This is a genomic window from Citrobacter sp. wls717, from assembly GCF_005280955.1.
In the GTDB taxonomy this organism is placed as follows: Bacteria; Pseudomonadota; Gammaproteobacteria; order Enterobacterales; family Enterobacteriaceae; genus Citrobacter; species Citrobacter werkmanii.
The window spans coordinates 21,993-40,130 of the sequence record NZ_SZWW01000010.1; the positions used below are offsets into that span (position 1 = coordinate 21,993).

Consider the following 18,138-nt stretch of genomic DNA (forward strand, 5'->3'; position numbering starts at 1 on the left):
TCTGTTTCGTGTGCTGAATTGTTGACGCATTCATTTATTGGTATCGCATGAACCCCATCGTAATTAATCGGCTTCAACGGAAGCTGGGCTACACTTTTAATCATCAGGAGCTGTTGCAGCAGGCATTAACTCACCGTAGCGCCAGCAGCAAACATAACGAGCGTTTAGAATTTTTAGGCGACTCTATTTTGAGCTTTGTCATCGCTAATGCGTTATATCACCGTTTCCCGCGTGTGGATGAAGGTGATATGAGCCGCATGCGCGCGACGCTGGTTCGCGGTAATACGCTGGCAGAATTAGCCCGTGAGTTTGACCTCGGTGAATGTTTACGTTTGGGGCCAGGCGAGCTGAAAAGCGGCGGTTTCCGTCGTGAATCGATCCTGGCGGACACCGTTGAAGCTTTGATCGGCGGCGTCTTCCTCGACAGCGATATTCAAACCGTTGAACAACTGATCCTGAATTGGTATCAAACCCGTCTGGATGAAATTAGCCCAGGCGACAAACAAAAAGATCCGAAAACGCGCCTGCAGGAATATTTGCAGGGTCGCCACCTGCCGCTGCCGTCCTACCTGGTGGTGCAGGTCCGTGGTGAAGCTCACGATCAAGAATTTACTATCCACTGCCAGGTCAGCGGCCTGAGTGAACCGGTGGTTGGCACAGGTTCGAGCCGTCGTAAGGCTGAGCAGGCTGCCGCCGAACAGGCGTTGAAAAAACTGGAGCTGGAATGAGCATCGATAAAACTTACTGCGGATTTATTGCCATCGTCGGCCGCCCGAACGTTGGCAAATCCACCTTGTTGAATAATCTGCTTGGGCAGAAGATTTCTATTACCTCTCGTAAGGCTCAGACAACTCGTCACCGTATTGTTGGCATCCATACCGAAGGCGCGTATCAGGCGATTTATGTTGATACCCCGGGCCTGCATATGGAAGAAAAACGTGCCATTAACCGCTTGATGAACAAGGCGGCGAGCAGCTCGATTGGTGATGTTGAGCTGGTGATTTTCGTTGTGGAAGGCACTCGCTGGACGCCGGACGACGAAATGGTACTCAACAAGCTGCGTGATGGTAAAGCCCCGGTAATTCTGGCGGTGAACAAAGTAGACAATGTTCAGGAAAAAGCCGATCTGCTGCCGCACCTGCAGTTCCTGGCCAGCCAGATGAACTTTCTCGACATCGTGCCGATCTCTGCCGAGACCGGTCTGAATGTTGATACCATTGCGGGTATCGTACGTAAGCATCTGCCGGAAGCAATTCATCACTTCCCGGAAGATTACATCACCGATCGTTCTCAGCGCTTTATGGCCTCTGAAATCATCCGTGAAAAGCTGATGCGTTTTCTGGGCGCTGAACTGCCGTATTCCGTCACCGTTGAGATTGAGCGTTTTATCTCTAACGAGCGCGGCGGCTACGATATCAACGGTCTGATCCTTGTCGAACGTGAAGGGCAAAAGAAGATGGTGATTGGCAACAAAGGGGCCAAAATTAAAACCATCGGTATTGAAGCGCGTAAAGACATGCAGGAAATGTTCGAAGCGCCTGTTCACCTTGAACTGTGGGTGAAAGTGAAATCCGGCTGGGCCGATGACGAACGCGCGCTGCGCAGCCTCGGTTACGGCGACGATCTCTGAGAATAACCCCGATGGAGGGCTGGCAACGCGCTTTTGTCCTGCATAGCCGCCCGTGGAGCGAAACCAGCCTCGTGCTGGACGTCTTCACGGAAGAATCGGGCCGCGTGCGCCTTGTAGCCAAAGGCGCGCGTTCCAAACGTTCTAATCTTAAAGGCGCCCTCCAGCCTTTTACGCCGTTACTGCTTCGCTTTGGTGGACGTGGTGAGGTCAAAACCTTGCGTAGCGCCGAAGCCGTCTCTCTGGCACTCCCTCTAAGCGGTATTACGTTGTACAGCGGTCTGTATATCAACGAGCTTATCTCACGCGTGCTTGAATACGAGACCCGCTTTTCTGAACTCTTTTTCGACTACCTGAACTGTATTCAGGCGCTGGCAGGCGCGACGGGTTCGCCAGAGCCTGCCTTGCGTCGCTTTGAACTGGCTTTACTCGGTCATCTGGGTTACGGCGTGGATTTTACCCACTGCGCGGGTAGCGGTGAGCCGGTAGATGACACCATGACCTATCGCTATCGGGAAGAGAAAGGATTTATCGCAAGTGTAGTGATTGATAACGCCACCTTTACCGGACGCCATCTGAAAGCGCTTGAGTCGCGTGAATTTCCGGATGCTGATACGCTTCGCGCTGCGAAACGCTTTACCCGCATGGCGTTAAAGCCGTATCTTGGTGGTAAGCCGTTAAAAAGCCGGGAACTGTTCCGGCAATTTATGCCAAAACGCGCAGTAAAAATTAAAAATGATTAACGAGGATTGTCATGGCTGAATTACTGTTAGGCGTCAACATTGACCACATTGCCACTTTACGTAATGCACGCGGCACCGCATACCCGGACCCGGTTCAGGCGGCGTTTATCGTTGAACAGGCGGGCGCAGACGGCATTACCGTACATCTGCGTGAAGACCGTCGCCATATTACCGACAGAGACGTGCGTATTCTGCGCCAGACGCTGGATACCCGTATGAATCTGGAAATGGCGGTAACCGAAGAGATGCTGGCCATTGCCGTTGAGACGAAGCCGCATTTTTGCTGCCTGGTGCCGGAAAAACGCCAGGAAGTTACCACCGAAGGTGGTCTGGACGTCGCCGGTCAACGCGATAAAATGCGCGACGCCTGTAAACGCCTGGCGGATGCTGGCATTCTGGTTTCGCTGTTCATCGATGCCGACGAAGAACAGATTAAAGCCGCTGCTGAAGTTGGTGCGCCGTTTATTGAAATTCACACCGGCTGTTACGCTGATGCGAAAACCGACGCGGAACAGGCCAGCGAACTGGCGCGTATCGCCAAAGCGGCGACCTTTGCCGCAAGCCTCGGCCTGAAGGTGAATGCGGGTCACGGCCTGACGTACCACAACGTTAAAGCCATCGCGCGGATCCCGGAAATGCACGAACTGAACATCGGTCATGCCATTATCGGACGCGCAGTGATGAGCGGTCTGAAAGACGCGGTAGTAGAAATGAAACGCCTGATGCTGGAAGCGCGTGGCTAATGGCGATTTTGGGATTAGGTACGGATATCGTGGAGATTGCCCGCATTGAAGCGGTGATCTCCCGCTCCGGTGACCGTCTGGCAAGACGCGTGCTCAGCGACAACGAATGGGCAATCTGGGAGACGCATCAGCAGCCGGTGCGTTTTCTGGCGAAGCGTTTTGCGGTTAAAGAAGCGGCAGCAAAAGCCTTTGGTACGGGTATCCGCAACGGCCTGGCATTCAACCAGTTTGAGGTTTTCAACGACGAGCTCGGTAAGCCGCGTCTGCGGTTATGGGGGGAGGCGTTAAACCTGGCGGAAAAACTCGGCGTCGCCCATATGCATGTGACGCTGGCCGATGAACGTCACTACGCCTGCGCCACGGTGATTATTGAAAGTTAGATTTTGTCCGCGTGATGCATCTGGACGAATTTATCCCACAACTGCTCTTCACTCTCTAAATGTGCCGGATCTTTCAAAATAGTATTGGGGATCGGGCACACCTTCTGGCAGGTTGGCGTGTCGTAATGGCCTACGCATTCTGTACATTTGTCGCTGTTAATCTCGTAAATGCTGTCACCCATCGAAATCGCCTCATTCGGGCATTCAGGTTCGCACATATCGCAATTGATACACTTTTTAGTGATTAACAGGGCCATCAGGAAACTCTCAAAACATCACAAATCGGGCGGGCATTATACGCGCATTCTTTGCTCAGACCAGTTTTTTTACCAGCGCTTCGCTGTGACGAATGCGTTCCGGGGCATGCTCCAGATCCTGCTGCACCAGCGCCATAAACAGTAAATCGGTGAGCATCATTTGCGCGTGGGTGGAGGAGATCGCGGCGCTGCGCGTGGCCTGCTCCTCGGCAATCGTATACAGACAATGACTTGCGCGTTGCTGCAGGGCATTGGGCGTAAATCCGGTGATGGCGAGAATTTTGGCCCCGGTACGCAGCGTTTCATCTGCCGCCAGATTAAGTTCGCGGCGCTCACCGGTGTACGAAATAGCCAGCAACAAATCGCCTGGTGAAAGCGCCTGCACCGTCGCCAGCAGGGCGTGCATATCACGTTCGACTACCGCGTTAAAACCTATCTTCAACAGCTTCCAGGCAAAGTTCTGCGCGACCAGACCCGATGCGCCAATACCGGTCAGAATAATACGTCGGGCAGAGCGCAACATCGTGACGCTCTCCAACAGTTTTTCTTCGCTGTTAATATCCAGCGTTGCATGCATCGCCGCCACGTTCTCCTGAATCAGCTTTTCGCCCACCAGACGCATCGGGTCATCACCCCGAATCTGGTTATGCACCGGAACAGAATGGGGGTTGGGATTACTGGCCAGCGCTTCGCTAATCGCCAGTTTCAGTGCCGGAAATCCTTTAAAACCCAATTTTTGCGCGAACTTCACCACGCTGGACTGGCTGACGCCCGCTTCGAAGGCCAACTGCTGTGAGCTGAGATGACGCGCGGTATCTGGTTGAGCAAGGAGATAATCCGCAAGTTTTTTATCGCTTTGCGCGAGATCCGGGTAACGCTGACGAATGCGAATTAAACAGTTCATGCTGTCTCCTGGCGAAAACGTGATGGCGATTACAAAACAAAATTTCCCTCGCCTGGATGAATATAATATTCCATTATGACAGATTATTATGAATTAAAAATTCCTAAGGACCAAAAAATGAATCTCGGTGCATTAGTTTCAGAAACCCGTAACCCTCAGACCATGGATCTTGATGCGCTCTCCACGCTGGAGTTGGTTCATCGTTTTAATCAACAGGATACGCTGGTAGCACAAGCAGTAAAAGCCACTCTTCCTGAAGTTGCGCGAGCGGTCGATGCGGCGGCGGATGCGCTTAAAGCTGGCGGACGCATTATATACATGGGCGCGGGTACCAGCGGGCGTCTTGGCGTGCTGGATGCCTCTGAATGCCCACCGACTTTCGGCGTACCGCACGGTCTGGTGGTTGGCCTGATAGCCGGAGGACCGGGCGCGTTGCTGAAGGCGGTTGAAGGCGCGGAAGATAACCCGCAGTTAGGTGAAGACGATCTGCGTACGCTCAACCTTACCCCAGAGGATCTGGTGGTTGGTCTGGCGGCGTCAGGTCGTACGCCATATGTGATTGGTGGGCTGAAATATGCCCGGACGGTAGGCTGTACGACGGTGGCCATTTCCTGCAATCCGGACTCTCCTATTGCTCATGAAGCGGATATTGCCATCTCCCCTGTGGTAGGGCCGGAGGCCCTGACGGGGTCAACACGACTGAAATCCGGCACTGCGCAAAAACTGGTGCTCAATATGATCTCCACCGGTGCGATGGTGAAGTTTGGCAAGGTGTATCAGAACCTGATGGTGGATATGCAGGCAACCAACGTCAAATTGGTCGATCGGGCGTGTCGCATGGTGGTTGAGGCCACTGGCATTGCGCGTGAGCAGGCGCAAGCGCTGTTAAAGCAGACTGACTTTGAGGTTAAACCCGCCATTTTAATGGCGCTCACCGGCCTGGACGCCGCTGCCGCCCGCGAAAAGCTTGCCGCTCACCAGGGTTTTTTACGCGCGGCGTTAGAACACTAAGAGGTGTATATGGATAAGACGGCGGTGCTGGCCAGCGACATTCTGCTGGGCGTTGGCGGAGAGAAAAATATTCTGCGCCTGGAAAACTGTATGACCCGTGTCAGGGTGGAAGTCCGGGATGAGGCTCAGCTCGATGTATCCCGACTCAAGCAACTGTCCGGCGTCAGCGGCTACGTGAAGCAGGGCGCGCAGCACCAGATCATCGTCGGTCCCGGTAAAGCCGCCAGGGTGGTGGATGCGATGCGCGCCCTGATTGCCGATGGCGGCGAGCGCACCGATGCGCATGATATCGAGCGCACGAAGTCAGCGGCTAAAGCGAAATACAAAGCGCCGATGAGCGATGCGCTGCGTAAGCTGGCGAACGTCTTTATCCCTCTTATTCCGGCGTTTATCGCCTCCGGTTTAATTACCGGCATTATTAACATCCTTAAGCGACCGGATATCGTCGGGGATTTTGCGACCCACTATCCGAATTTACTTGGACTGATGGGCATATTTGGCAGCGCCGTGTTTGCCATTATGAATATTCTGGTCGGGGTGAATACCGCTAAAGTCTTTGGCGGTTCTCTGGCGATGGGCGGAGTGATGGCGGGGATCCTCTCCAGTCCGCAATTGGCGCAAATTACCCTGTTTGGCGAAACGCTGCAGCCGGGGCGCGGCGGGGTAATCGCCGTGCTGTTGGTGGTAGCGTTGATGTGCTGGATCGAACGCAAATTCCGTGAACTGCTGCCGGAATCACTGGAACTGATCCTTAACCCACTGCTGACCACCATTATTACCGGGGCTATTGCGATAGTGGCGCTGCAACCGTTGGGCGGTTGGATTTCCGAATCTATCGCTCACGGCGCATCCTGGGCTATCGATCGCGGCGGTTTTCTGGTCGGCGCTATACTGGCGGGAACCTTCCTGCCGCTGGTGCTCACCGGACTTCATCAGGGGTTAGTGCCTATCCACGTCGAACTGGTGCAGGCGCATGGTTATAACGCGCTCTTCCCAATCCTTGCAATGGCGGGTGTTGGGCAAATCGGTGCTGCGATTGCGGTGCTGATGAAAACCCGCAACGCACGACTAAAAAAGGTGATCAAAGGGGCGTTGCCGGTTGGATTGTTGGGGATTGGCGAACCGCTGATTTTTGGTGTTACGCTGCCGTTGGGTAAGCCGTTTATCGGTGCCTGTCTTGGCGGAGCGGTAGGCGGGGCGCTGATAAGCTACTGGAAAGTGGCGACGGTTATCACCTTTGGTATCTCAGGATTACCGCTGGCATTAACGATTGTTGCCGGAAAAGTGATGTTCTATCTGTTAGGCTATCTGGTAGCAGTTATTGCCGGGTTTCTGTTTACCTGGCTATTGGGGTTCAACGATCCAGAGGAATAAAGTTTGACCAATCACCAGCGCCGCGTTGTCTTTTTTGATTTGGATGGCACGTTACATCAGCAGGATATGTTCGGGAGTTTTATACGTTATCTGCTGCGTCGTCAGCCGCTGAACGTGCTGCTTGTGCTGCCTCTGTTACCGGTGATTGCGCTGGCGTTGTTGATAAAAGGACGCGCGGCCCGCTGGCCAATGAGCCTGCTGTTGTGGGGATGCACTTTTGGTCGTAGCGAGGCGCGTCTGAAAGCGCACCAGGCCGATTTTGTACGTTGGTTTCGCGATAACGTGACGGCGTTTCCGCTCGTACAGCAGCGGCTGACCACTTATCTGTTAAGTTCTGACGCCGACATCTGGCTTATCACCGGCTCCCCACAGTCGCTGGTGGAGCAGGTTTACTTTGATACCCCGTGGCTACCGCGCGTCAATCTGATCGCCAGTAAAATGGCGCGAGGATACGGTGGCTGGGTGCTGCCTCTGCGTTGTCTGGGGCATGAGAAAGTGACACAGCTGGAACGTCAGATTGGCGCGCCGCTGCAACTTTATAGTGGTTATAGCGACAGTAAGCAGGACAACCCGCTGCTCTCTTTTTGCCAGCATCGCTGGCGCGTCACGCCGCGTGGGGAACTGCAACAACTCGAATAGAGTAAACGATAGCGTCTGTGTATAATGCGCCCGCTTTGATTACTGGAGTTACCCCCTTTGTCTGAAGTTGAATTTAGCCACGAATACTGGATGCGTCATGCTTTAACGCTGGCTAAGCGCGCCTGGGATGAGCGTGAAGTCCCGGTGGGCGCAGTATTAGTGCATAATAACCGCGTCATTGGCGAAGGCTGGAACCGGCCGATTGGTCACCATGATCCCACGGCCCACGCTGAAATTATGGCGCTGCGTCAGGGCGGCCTGGTGCTGCAAAATTACCGTCTGTTGGATGCCACGTTGTACGTCACTCTGGAGCCGTGCGTGATGTGCGCCGGCGCGATGGTGCACAGCCGTATCGGCCGGGTGGTTTTTGGCGCGCGCGATGCGAAAACGGGGGCGGCGGGTTCATTAATTGACGTGCTACATCACCCTGGAATGAATCATCGGGTTGAAGTGACAGAGGGAGTCCTGCGGGATGAATGCGCCACGCTGCTCAGCGATTTCTTTCGTATGCGTCGTCAGGAAATTAAAGCCCTGAAAAAATCCGCCAATGCGTAAATGCCGGTCTGATTGCCTGATGTTTATCAGGCCGATAAGACTACTTTTCCTCTTTCTTTTGCGCTGAAAACAGCAGGGAAGGGGAGTGCGTCAGGTAGTTTGACGACGTCTGAGACAGAAACGCGGAAAGCGGGAATTTCTCTTTACCTAATAACTCCGCGGGCGACACCGCCGGGTAATCCTGCGCCAGTTGCTGCGTTTCCTGCGCCTGCTTTTCTTTTTCTTGCAGATATCCCACCAGGCTTATCTGGTATTTACGGATATTTTCCACATAGGCGTAGGCTTCATGACCACGCGCATAGCCATAGGTCAGCTTGTTGTAATACGGCTTTTGGCTGAGCAGCGGTAGCCGCTGTTTTACATCGGACCAGCTATTCGGATTGCCTTTGGTTTTGACCGTCAGCGCCCGCGCGTCCAGCATATGCGCATAACCCATATTGTAGGCGGCAAGCGCAAACCAGATCCGTTCTCCTTCCGGGACGGTATCCGGCACTTTACTCATCATATCCTGCAAATAACGCGCGCCGCCGCTGATGCTCTGTTCGGCATCGGTACGGTCAGTCAGCCCGAGACTCTGGGCGGTATTTTTGGTCAACATCATCAGTCCGCGTACGCCGGTCGGAGAAGTGGCCTGCGCGTCCCAGTGCGACTCCTGATAAGAGATCGCGGCAAGCAGTCGCCAGTCTATTTCCTGCGCATACTTCTCAAACAGCGGCTTGAGGTCTGGCAACACGCTGTCTACGGCGCGCAAAAAGGTGCGGGTGTCGACATAGTCAAAATCATCGCCATGCCCAAGATATTTCTCTTCCAGTCTTGCCAGGGAACCCTCTTCGTTCATGGAATTAAAGAAATCCAACAGGGCAGCGGCCAGCGTATTGTCATCGTCCAGACGACTAAACCAGGTCACCGGCTGTTCGTCGGAGACGTCCAGCGCGACGGCCAGCTCAGGGTGTACGCGTTGGTACAGGCTGATGGCGACGGAATCGGCAATGGTGTAATCCAGCTTACCGGCGATGACATCATCAAGTAGTTCAGTGGTGCCCTTTTTGTCATCCACTTTCCAGCTCAGGTCGGGAAATTTTTTCTCTTTTAGCTGCTGGAGATCGTTAACCACCACATGTCCCGGGGCGATAGTCAACTGATTTTCATTCACGCTAGCCAGGGTTCGAGGGCGATATTGCCCAACCCGATACACCAACTGTTGTGACACCGAGTAATAGGTCGGGCCGGGCTGGTAATTTTTCACCCGCTCGCTGTTATACACCAGACCTGCGGCTAACAGATCGGCATCCCCGTTATCCAGGTCGTCAAACAGCTGGCTGATGTTCTGGCGCACGGTGATTTTTAATTTCACGCCTAAATAGTTGGCGAACGCCTGGGCCAGTTCATAATCCAGACCGAATTTTTTGCCGTTGAGGGTCGCATAAGTTAATGGCGAGTCAATGGTACTGACGCGCAGTTCTCCCCGCGACTGAATGGCGGCGATACGATTTTCGGCTTTACCGAACCAGGGAATAGATGGCCAGAGGGCCGCTGCCAACAACAGCGTTAATATGCCGATGAACAGATAATTAATCTTTAATTTTTTCAATTAGTTAATTCTCTGAACCGTACGTTGTCTCTGCCTGCTGTAGTGTTGTTTAAGAAGTGAAGTCGTCATTAATGAGCGGCATTTTGCTTAAACTTGCGTCAGTTGGCAACTTATTCAGAAAACAGACCGCATTTGATGATAAGACGAGGCCGCGATTTTATTTCGACGCAAACGGTTTCGTCGGCGCGGTAGATTCTTTATAATACCGCCCGTTTCCCCCACTTGGGCACACCGAAAGCTTAGAAGACGAGAGACTTATGATGGAAATTCTGCGTGGTTCACCTGCACTGTCTGCATTCCGTATTAACAAACTGCTGGCACGTTTTCAGGCTGCCAACCTCCAGGTCCACAATATTTACGCCGAGTACGTCCATTTTGCCGATCTGAACGCACCATTGAATAAAGATGAGCACGCGCAGCTTGCACGCCTGCTGAAATATGGTCCTGCTCTTCACAGCCACGCTCCTGAGGGCAAATTGCTGCTGGTCACCCCTCGTCCGGGCACCATCTCCCCGTGGTCTTCTAAAGCGACTGATATTGCCCACAATTGTGGCCTACAACAGATTAGCCGCCTGGAACGTGGCGTTGCTTACTATGTCGAAGCTTCTACGCTGACTGCGGAGCAGTGGCAGGAGGTTGCCGACGTACTGCACGACCGCATGATGGAAACGGTTTTCTCTGCGCTAAACGACGCCGAAAAACTCTTTGCGCATCACCAGCCTGCGCCGGTCTCCAGCGTCGATCTGCTGGGTGAGGGCCGTCAGGCGCTGATTGACGCCAACGTGCGTCTCGGCCTGGCATTGGCGGAGGATGAAATCGACTATCTGCAGGACGCGTTCAGCAAACTGGGGCGCAACCCGAACGACATCGAACTGTACATGTTCGCGCAGGCCAACTCTGAGCACTGTCGCCACAAGATTTTTAACGCCGACTGGGTTATCGACGGTAAACAGCAGCCGAAGTCGCTGTTTAAGATGATCAAAAATACCTTTGAAACCACGCCGGACCACGTGCTGTCCGCCTATAAAGACAACGCCGCGGTGATGGAAGGTTCTGACGTGGGGCGCTACTTTGCCGACCACAAAACCGGTCGCTACGATTTCCATCAGGAGCCAGCCCATATCCTGATGAAGGTAGAAACTCACAACCACCCGACCGCCATCTCTCCGTGGCCGGGGGCGGCAACCGGATCCGGCGGTGAAATTCGTGATGAAGGCGCAACCGGGCGCGGCGCGAAGCCGAAAGCCGGGCTGGTGGGCTTCTCCGTTTCCAACCTGCGTATTCCGGGCTTTGAACAGCCATGGGAAGAAGACTTTGGTAAGCCGGACCGTATCGTTACCGCGCTGGATATCATGACCGAAGGGCCATTAGGCGGCGCGGCGTTTAATAATGAATTTGGTCGCCCGGCGCTGACCGGCTACTTCCGAACTTACGAAGAGAAGGTTAACAGCCACAACGGTGAAGAGCTGCGCGGCTACCACAAGCCGATCATGCTGGCGGGCGGGATCGGCAACATCCGCGCCGATCACGTGCAGAAAGGCGAGATCGTCGTCGGCGCGAAGCTGATTGTCCTCGGCGGTCCGGCGATGAACATCGGCCTCGGCGGTGGCGCTGCATCCTCTATGGCTTCCGGTCAGTCTGATGCCGATCTCGACTTCGCCTCCGTACAACGCGATAACCCGGAAATGGAACGCCGCTGTCAGGAAGTTATCGACCGCTGCTGGCAGATGGGCGATGCCAACCCGATTCTGTTTATTCACGACGTCGGCGCGGGCGGTCTGTCCAACGCCATGCCGGAGCTGGTAAGCGATGGCGGTCGCGGCGGTAAATTCCAGTTGCGCGATATCCTCAGCGACGAGCCGGGTATGAGCCCGCTGGAAATCTGGTGTAACGAATCTCAGGAACGTTACGTGCTGGCGGTGGCCGCTGACCAGTTGCCGTTGTTTGACGAGCTGTGTAAGCGTGAGCGCGCGCCGTACGCGGTGATTGGCGAAGCCACCGAAGAGCAGCATCTGACCCTGAGCGACAGCCACTTCGACAACCAGCCGATCGATATGCCGCTGGACGTGTTGCTGGGCAAAACGCCGAAGATGACCCGCGACGTGCAGACGCTGAAAGCGAAGGGTGATGCCCTGAATCGTGGCGAAATCTCGATTGCCGATGCGGTGAACCGCGTACTGCATCTGCCGACCGTCGCGGAAAAAACCTTCCTCGTAACCATCGGCGACCGTACCGTTACCGGTATGGTGGCGCGTGACCAGATGGTCGGGCCGTGGCAGATCCCGGTGGCTAACTGTGCGGTGACCACCGCCAGTCTTGATAGCTACTATGGTGAAGCGATGTCTATCGGCGAACGTGCGCCAGTCGCTCTGCTGGACTTCGCCGCTTCTGCCCGTCTGGCGGTAGGTGAAGCGCTGACTAACATTGCGGCAACACAGATTGGCGACATCAAACGCATTAAACTCTCCGCAAACTGGATGGCGGCTGCGGGTCACCCGGGTGAAGATGCCGGGTTATACGAAGCGGTAAAAGCCGTCGGGGAAGAATTATGTCCGGCGCTTGGCCTGACCATTCCGGTGGGTAAAGACTCCATGTCGATGAAGACCCGCTGGCAGGAAGGCAACGAACAGCGCGAAATGACCTCGCCGTTGTCACTGGTGATCACCGCTTTTGCCCGCGTGGAAGACGTGCGCCACACCATTACTCCGCAGCTCTCTACTGAAGATAATGCCCTGCTGTTAATTGACCTTGGTCTGGGCCACAACGCACTCGGCGCGACCGCGCTGGCGCAGGTTTACCGCCAATTGGGAGACAAACCGGCCGACGTACGTGATGTGGCGCAGTTGAAAGGCTTCTACGACGCCATGCAGGCGCTGGTCGCACAGCGCAAGCTGCTGGCTTACCACGATCGCTCCGACGGCGGCTTGCTGGTGACGCTGGCGGAAATGGCTTTCACCGGGCACTGTGGTATTGAGGCTGATATCAGCACGCTGGGCGACGATCGTCTGGCAGCGCTGTTTAACGAAGAACTGGGCGCGGTGATCCAGGTTCGCGCCGCTGACCGTGACGCGGTGGAAGCCATTCTGGCGGCCAACGGTCTGGCAGACAGCGTACACTACCTCGGCAAAGCCGTGGAAGGCGACCGCTTCACTCTCTCCGCTAACGGACAGTCGGTGTTCAGCGAAAGCCGTACTACCCTACGTATGTGGTGGGCAGAAACCACCTGGCAGATGCAGCGTCTGCGCGACAACCCGGAGTGCGCCGATCAGGAACACGACGCTAAAACCAACGACGCCGATCCTGGCCTCAACGTTAAACTGACGTTCGATATCAACGAAGATGTTGCTGCCCCGTACATCGCTACCGGTGCACGTCCTAAAGTCGCTGTACTGCGTGAGCAGGGCGTTAACTCCCACGTCGAGATGGCGGCCGCTTTCCATCGTGCGGGCTTCGATGCTATCGACGTGCACATGAGCGATCTGCTGGGCGGACGTATCGGTCTGGGGAATTTCCAGGCGCTGGTAGCCTGTGGCGGCTTCTCTTACGGTGATGTGCTCGGCGCCGGGGAGGGCTGGGCGAAGTCGATTCTGTTCAACAACCGCGTCCGTGATGAGTTTGAAACCTTCTTCCATCGCCCGCAAACGCTGGCGCTGGGCGTGTGTAACGGTTGTCAGATGATGTCTAACCTGCGCGAACTGATCCCGGGAAGCGACCTGTGGCCGCGCTTTGTGCGTAACCACTCCGATCGTTTTGAAGCCCGCTTCAGCCTGGTCGAAGTGACGCAAAGCCCGTCATTACTGCTTAGCGATATGGTTGGTTCGATGATGCCGATTGCCGTTTCTCACGGTGAAGGCCGTGTGGAAGTGCGTGACGACGCGCATCTGGCTCAGCTTGAGAGCAAAGGCCTGGTGGCGCTGCGCTACGTTGATAACTTCGGTAAGGTGACCGAAACCTACCCGGCTAACCCGAACGGTTCGCCGAACGGTATTACTGCCGTTACCACTGAAAATGGTCGCGTCACCATTATGATGCCGCATCCGGAACGTGTGTTCCGCACCGTGGCTAACTCCTGGCACCCGGAAAACTGGGGCGAAGACAGCCCGTGGATGCGTATTTTCCGCAACGCGCGCAAACAGCTCGGTTAATTAGCCCGATAGCCATTAAGCCCCTCCTGCGAGGGGCTTTTTTTTTGCCTGTCTCTTTGTAGGCCGGATAAGGTGTTTACGCCGCCATCCGGCAATAAACTCAGTGCTTATGCCGCAAAATTAAAGTGTCGGGAAATCCCGACATGGGCGGGGTGACGATGTCGTCAAAAAGAGACACTTAATCATATGATTTATAATGGTTTTGTTTTTAAGTGCTACAGGTGTTGCTGATTGGCGACAGAAAGTGCAAAAAACCGGCAGAACCATTTTTTGCATGAACAACGATATTCTTCATATCTATCATTGTGTTAACAAAGTGTTTTGAATATTGGCACAGATGCTGCATAATATTAACCAGTGGCTCATTCACCTTCTTATGTCAGCCCCTTCGGGAAGCGCTACATAAACTTCGAATGACGCACAACAAGGTGCCTGCCGTCCAACATCTGATATTAGCATGGCTCATATCAACCTCCGGGCGAAACGTCGAGTTAGGCACCGCCTTATTCCACAACAAAGCCGGGTTAATCCCGGCTTTGTTGTATCTGGCGTTCCCCTCAGTTAGCATCAAGCTATTCCTGTCCATTGAGAGTAACGCCTTGAAGCGCTGGTCAGTTTTCCCCCGATCTTTACGTCAATTGGTTATGTTGGCATTCTTGCTGATTCTGCTGCCGTTGTTAGTTCTGGCCTGGCAGGCGTGGCAAAGCCTGAATGCCTTGAGCGCGCAGGCGGCGCTGACCAACCGCACCACGCTGATTGACGCCAGACGCAGTGAGGCGATGACCAACGCCGCGCTGGAGATGGAGCGTAGCTACCGGCAGTATTGTGTGCTTGATGACTCAACGTTGGCAAAGGTCTACCAGAGTCAGCGTAAGCGCTATAGCGACATGCTGGATGCGCATGCGGGCGTGTTGCCGGATACCAAGCTTTATCAGGCGTTACGTCAGGATCTCAACGACCTCGCGCAATTACAGTGCAATAACAGCGGTCCAGATAGCGTAGCGGCAGCCCGGCTGGAAGCGTTCGCGAATGCCAATACCGAGATGGTACAGGCGACGCGCACCGTGGTCTTTTCTCGTGGCCAGCAGCTACAGCAGGAAATTGCCGAACGTGGGCAGTTCTTCGGCTGGCAGGCGCTGGTGCTGTTTCTCGTCAGCCTGGCGATGGTACTGCTGTTCACTCGTATGATTATCGGCCCGGTGAAGGGCATAGAAAGGATGATCAATCGGCTGGGGGAAGGGCGCTCGCTGGGCGACAGCGTATTATTTACCGGGCCGCGTGAGCTGAGGTCTGTCGGTCAGCGCATTATCTGGTTGAGCGAACGTCTTTCCTGGCTTGAGTCGCAACGGCATCAGTTTTTACGTCATCTTTCCCATGAGCTGAAAACGCCGCTGGCGAGCATGCGTGAAGGGACGGAGTTGCTGGCCGATCAGGTTGTTGGACCGCTTACGCCGGAGCAAAAAGAGGTGGTCGGTATTCTGGATGACAGCAGCCGTAACCTGCAAAAGCTGATTGAGCAGCTTCTTGATTACAACCGCAAACTGGCGGATGACGAGGTTGAGCTTGAGAGTGTGGACATCGCGCCGCTGGTTGAAAGCGTTGTTTCTGCACATAGCCTGCCTGCTCGCGGCAAAATGATACATACTGAGGTAGCGCTTGAGGCGAACACCTGCCTGGCGGAACCGATGCTGTTGATGAGCGTGCTGGACAATCTTTATTCCAATGCGGTGCACTATGGCGCTGAATCCGGTAACATTTGGATTCGCAGCAGTTTGCATGGCTCAACGGTATACATCGATATAACGAATACAGGCACACCGATTCCAGAAGCAGAACAGACCATGATCTTCGAGCCTTTTTTCCAGGGTAGCCATCAGCGAAAAGGGGCGGTAAAAGGAAGCGGGTTGGGGCTGAGCATTGCCAGAGATTGCATCCGCCGTATGCGAGGCAAACTGTATCTGGTTGATGACCATGCGCAAAGCGTTTGTTTTCGCATAGAATTGCCCCTATCTGCTGCAAAAAATCACTAAAATAAACCTAAGTCTGGTGAGTATGCCACACGTTGTTTTCCGAATGCTTAAACGACATTTTTTCCGTCGAGTCTTGCTTATGAGCCTGCCGTGTCTGGCGCTGGCCGGGTGTGTGCCGAACGCGGTGAATCATGTTACTGGCGATCCCTCTCAGGAGAAAATCCCGCCTTACCAACTGGCGGACTATCTTGCAACCGAGTGTACGGATATCTGGTCCCTGACGAGCCAGCCTACAGAGACAAACCCACTGTACTGGCTGCGGGCTATGGATTGCGCCAATCGCCTGATGCCGGTACAGGCGCGCAGTGAAGCCAGTATGATGATGCCAGATACCTGGCAGGGGGCTTTCAGACGCGGGATTCTGCTTGATAACGCTAACATTACGCCACCTGAAAGGCGGGAGGCTGTTACGCGCCTCGAGGCATTAAGTCCGCAAATTCCGCCGCAAGTCAGACCGCTGTATCAGGTCTGGCTCAGCAGCCAAACGCTACAACTGCAGCTTGCCGAAGAGCGTATGCGCTACAGTAAACTCCAGCAAACATCGGACAGCGATCTGGACACGCTGCGTCAACAGCAGCAGCATTTGCAGTCTCAGCTCGATCTCACAACCCGTAAGCTGGAGAATCTGACTGATATAGAACGTCAGCTTTCCACGCGCAAACCTGCCGGCAGCTACAATCCTGACGCGCCGCACGGGAATGATAAACTCACCACGCCTGATAACGAGGATGGCACTGCGCCATCTGCCGATGAGGTCACACCATGATAAGCCGTAAGCCCGCACATCTGCTGCTGGTGGATGACGATCCGGGCCTGTTGAAATTGCTCGGTATGCGACTGACCAGCGAAGGTTACAGCGTCGTAACCGCCGAAAGTGGGCAGGAAGGGTTACGGGTGCTGAACCGCGAAAAAGTGGATCTGGTTATCAGCGATCTGCGTATGGATGAAATGGACGGCATGCAGCTGTTTACTGAAATCCAGAAAGTACAACCTGGAATGCCGGTTATCATCCTCACTGCTCACGGTTCCATCCCTGACGCCGTTGCCGCGACGCAGCAAGGAGTATTCAGTTTTCTCACCAAGCCGGTTGATAAAGACGCGTTATACCACGCGATTGATGGCGCATTAGAACAGTCTGCGCCAGCCACTGATGACAGCTGGCGTGAGTCTATCGTCACCCGCAGCCCGCTGATGCTGCGTCTGTTAGAACAGGCGCGGATGGTAGCGCAATCGGATGTGAGCGTATTGATTAACGGTCAAAGCGGAACCGGGAAAGAGGTGTTTGCCCAGGCGATTCATAACGCCAGCCCGCGCAGCCACAAGCCATTCATTGCTATTAACTGCGGCGCGTTACCGGAACAGCTGCTGGAATCCGAACTGTTTGGTCATGCGCGCGGCGCCTTTACCGGTGCGGTAAGCAATCGCGAGGGCCTGTTTCAGGCGGCGGAAGGCGGGACGCTGTTCCTTGATGAGATTGGCGATATGCCCGCGCCGTTACAGGTCAAATTGCTGCGCGTTTTACAGGAACGCAAGGTCAGGCCGCTGGGCAGTAACCGCGATATAGACATTGATGTGCGCATTATATCGGCTACCCACCGCGACCTGCCTAAAGCGATGGCGCGGGGCGAGTTCCGTGAAGATTTGTACTATCGCCTCAACGTGGTTAGTCTGAAGATCCCGGCGCTTGCCGAGCGTACGGAAGATATTCCGCTGCTGGCAAACCACCTGCTACGACAGTCTGCTGAACGGCACAAACCCTTCGTGCGTGCCTTCTCGACCGATGCCATGAAGCGTTTGATGACCGCCAGTTGGCCGGGCAACGTACGCCAGTTGGTCAACGTGATTGAGCAGTGCGTGGCCTTGACCTCTTCGCCGGTTATCAGCGATGCGCTGGTGGAGCAGGCCCTGGAAGGGGAGAACACCGCGCTGCCGACTTTTGTTGAAGCGCGCAATCAGTTTGAACTTAACTACCTGCGCAAACTATTGCAAATCACAAAAGGCAATGTGACCCACGCGGCGCGAATGGCGGGGCGCAATCGCACCGAGTTCTACAAGTTGCTTTCTCGCCATGAGCTGGATGCAAACGATTTCAAAGAATAAATCTGCGGATTATGTTAGCTTTATTCGATCAAAAGACAG

At 54.6% G+C, this 18,138-nt stretch carries 16 protein-coding genes; 13 read left to right on the forward strand and 3 right to left on the reverse strand.

What is annotated here, in order from left to right; genetic code table 11:
* Window positions 1-47 precede the first annotated feature (47 nt).
* From rnc to acpS, 5 genes are read left to right on the forward strand one after another with little or no spacing between them, the layout of a single operon-like run.
* On the forward strand, window positions 48-728 hold the full coding sequence (gene rnc / locus FDX09_RS08055) for a ribonuclease III (RefSeq protein ID WP_003037579.1): 681 nt from the start codon (window positions 48-50) through the stop codon (window positions 726-728).
* Window positions 725-1,630 (forward strand): GTPase Era, encoded by a 906-nt coding sequence (gene era / locus FDX09_RS08060; protein ID WP_042306656.1) that lies wholly within the window; start codon window positions 725-727, stop codon window positions 1,628-1,630. Before rnc ends, era begins: the two co-directional genes overlap by 4 nt.
* An 11-nt stretch (window positions 1,631-1,641) precedes the next feature.
* Window positions 1,642-2,370, forward strand: coding sequence for a DNA repair protein RecO (gene recO, locus FDX09_RS08065; protein WP_038642700.1), 729 nt, complete (start codon window positions 1,642-1,644; stop codon window positions 2,368-2,370).
* A gap of 11 nt (window positions 2,371-2,381) precedes the next feature.
* Window positions 2,382-3,113 carry a pyridoxine 5'-phosphate synthase gene (gene pdxJ, locus FDX09_RS08070; RefSeq protein WP_003838383.1) on the forward strand — a complete coding sequence of 244 codons (732 nt, stop codon included), beginning with the start codon at window positions 2,382-2,384 and terminating at the stop codon, window positions 3,111-3,113.
* A complete protein-coding gene (gene acpS / locus FDX09_RS08075) occupies window positions 3,113-3,493 on the forward strand; it encodes a holo-ACP synthase (RefSeq protein WP_038642698.1) in 381 nt (126 codons plus the stop codon). Before pdxJ ends, acpS begins: the two co-directional genes overlap by 1 nt.
* On the opposite strand, the gene FDX09_RS08080 is transcribed toward acpS, so the two are convergent.
* Together FDX09_RS08080 and FDX09_RS08085 are read right to left on the reverse strand one after the other, a co-directional pair.
* The gene (locus FDX09_RS08080; RefSeq protein WP_038642696.1) at window positions 3,490-3,750 is read right to left on the reverse strand and encodes a YfhL family 4Fe-4S dicluster ferredoxin; all 261 of its coding nucleotides are present in this window, start codon (window positions 3,748-3,750) and stop codon (window positions 3,490-3,492) included. The two genes, acpS and FDX09_RS08080, sit on opposite strands and share 4 nt — an antisense overlap.
* A gap of 55 nt (window positions 3,751-3,805) precedes the next feature.
* Entirely contained in the window at window positions 3,806-4,654 is an 849-nt protein-coding gene (locus tag FDX09_RS08085) for a MurR/RpiR family transcriptional regulator (RefSeq protein ID WP_085049300.1), read from the reverse strand.
* A 117-nt stretch (window positions 4,655-4,771) separates the two neighbouring features.
* On the opposite strand from FDX09_RS08085, the gene murQ reads away from it, so the two are divergent.
* From murQ to tadA, 4 genes are read left to right on the forward strand one after another with little or no spacing between them, the layout of a single operon-like run.
* Window positions 4,772-5,665 (forward strand): N-acetylmuramic acid 6-phosphate etherase, encoded by an 894-nt coding sequence (gene murQ / locus FDX09_RS08090; protein ID WP_085049329.1) that lies wholly within the window; start codon window positions 4,772-4,774, stop codon window positions 5,663-5,665.
* Between the two features lie 9 nt (window positions 5,666-5,674).
* Complete coding sequence (locus FDX09_RS08095; protein WP_085049301.1) at window positions 5,675-7,039, forward strand: PTS transporter subunit EIIC; 1,365 nt, start codon at window positions 5,675-5,677, stop codon at window positions 7,037-7,039.
* Between the two features lie 3 nt (window positions 7,040-7,042).
* On the forward strand, window positions 7,043-7,678 hold the full coding sequence (gene yfhb, locus FDX09_RS08100) for a phosphatidylglycerophosphatase C (RefSeq protein ID WP_038642689.1): 636 nt from the start codon (window positions 7,043-7,045) through the stop codon (window positions 7,676-7,678).
* 57 nt (window positions 7,679-7,735) lie between these two features.
* Window positions 7,736-8,233 (forward strand): tRNA adenosine(34) deaminase TadA, encoded by a 498-nt coding sequence (gene tadA, locus FDX09_RS08105; protein WP_038642688.1) that lies wholly within the window; start codon window positions 7,736-7,738, stop codon window positions 8,231-8,233.
* Between the two features lie 40 nt (window positions 8,234-8,273).
* Here tadA and mltF read toward each other — a convergent pair whose 3' ends face one another.
* Window positions 8,274-9,824, reverse strand: coding sequence for a membrane-bound lytic murein transglycosylase MltF (mltF, locus tag FDX09_RS08110; RefSeq protein ID WP_137347036.1), 1,551 nt, complete (start codon window positions 9,822-9,824; stop codon window positions 8,274-8,276).
* 257 nt (window positions 9,825-10,081) lie between these two features.
* Between mltF and purL the strand changes: the two genes are divergently transcribed.
* The 4 genes from purL (at window position 10,082) to glrR (ending at window position 18,099) form a co-directional block, all read left to right on the forward strand.
* Window positions 10,082-13,969 (forward strand): phosphoribosylformylglycinamidine synthase, encoded by a 3,888-nt coding sequence (purL, locus tag FDX09_RS08120; protein WP_137347037.1) that lies wholly within the window; start codon window positions 10,082-10,084, stop codon window positions 13,967-13,969.
* A gap of 599 nt (window positions 13,970-14,568) precedes the next feature.
* Window positions 14,569-15,999, forward strand: coding sequence for a two component system sensor histidine kinase QseE/GlrK (gene qseE, locus FDX09_RS08125; protein ID WP_123261017.1), 1,431 nt, complete (start codon window positions 14,569-14,571; stop codon window positions 15,997-15,999).
* Window positions 16,000-16,021: 22 nt separating this feature from the next.
* Window positions 16,022-16,765 (forward strand): two-component system QseEF-associated lipoprotein QseG, encoded by a 744-nt coding sequence (gene qseG, locus FDX09_RS08130; protein WP_038642680.1) that lies wholly within the window; start codon window positions 16,022-16,024, stop codon window positions 16,763-16,765.
* The gene (gene glrR / locus FDX09_RS08135) at window positions 16,765-18,099 is read left to right on the forward strand and encodes a two-component system response regulator GlrR (protein ID WP_304441077.1); all 1,335 of its coding nucleotides are present in this window, start codon (window positions 16,765-16,767) and stop codon (window positions 18,097-18,099) included. Before qseG ends, glrR begins: the two co-directional genes overlap by 1 nt.
* Window positions 18,100-18,138: the final 39 nt, after the last annotated feature.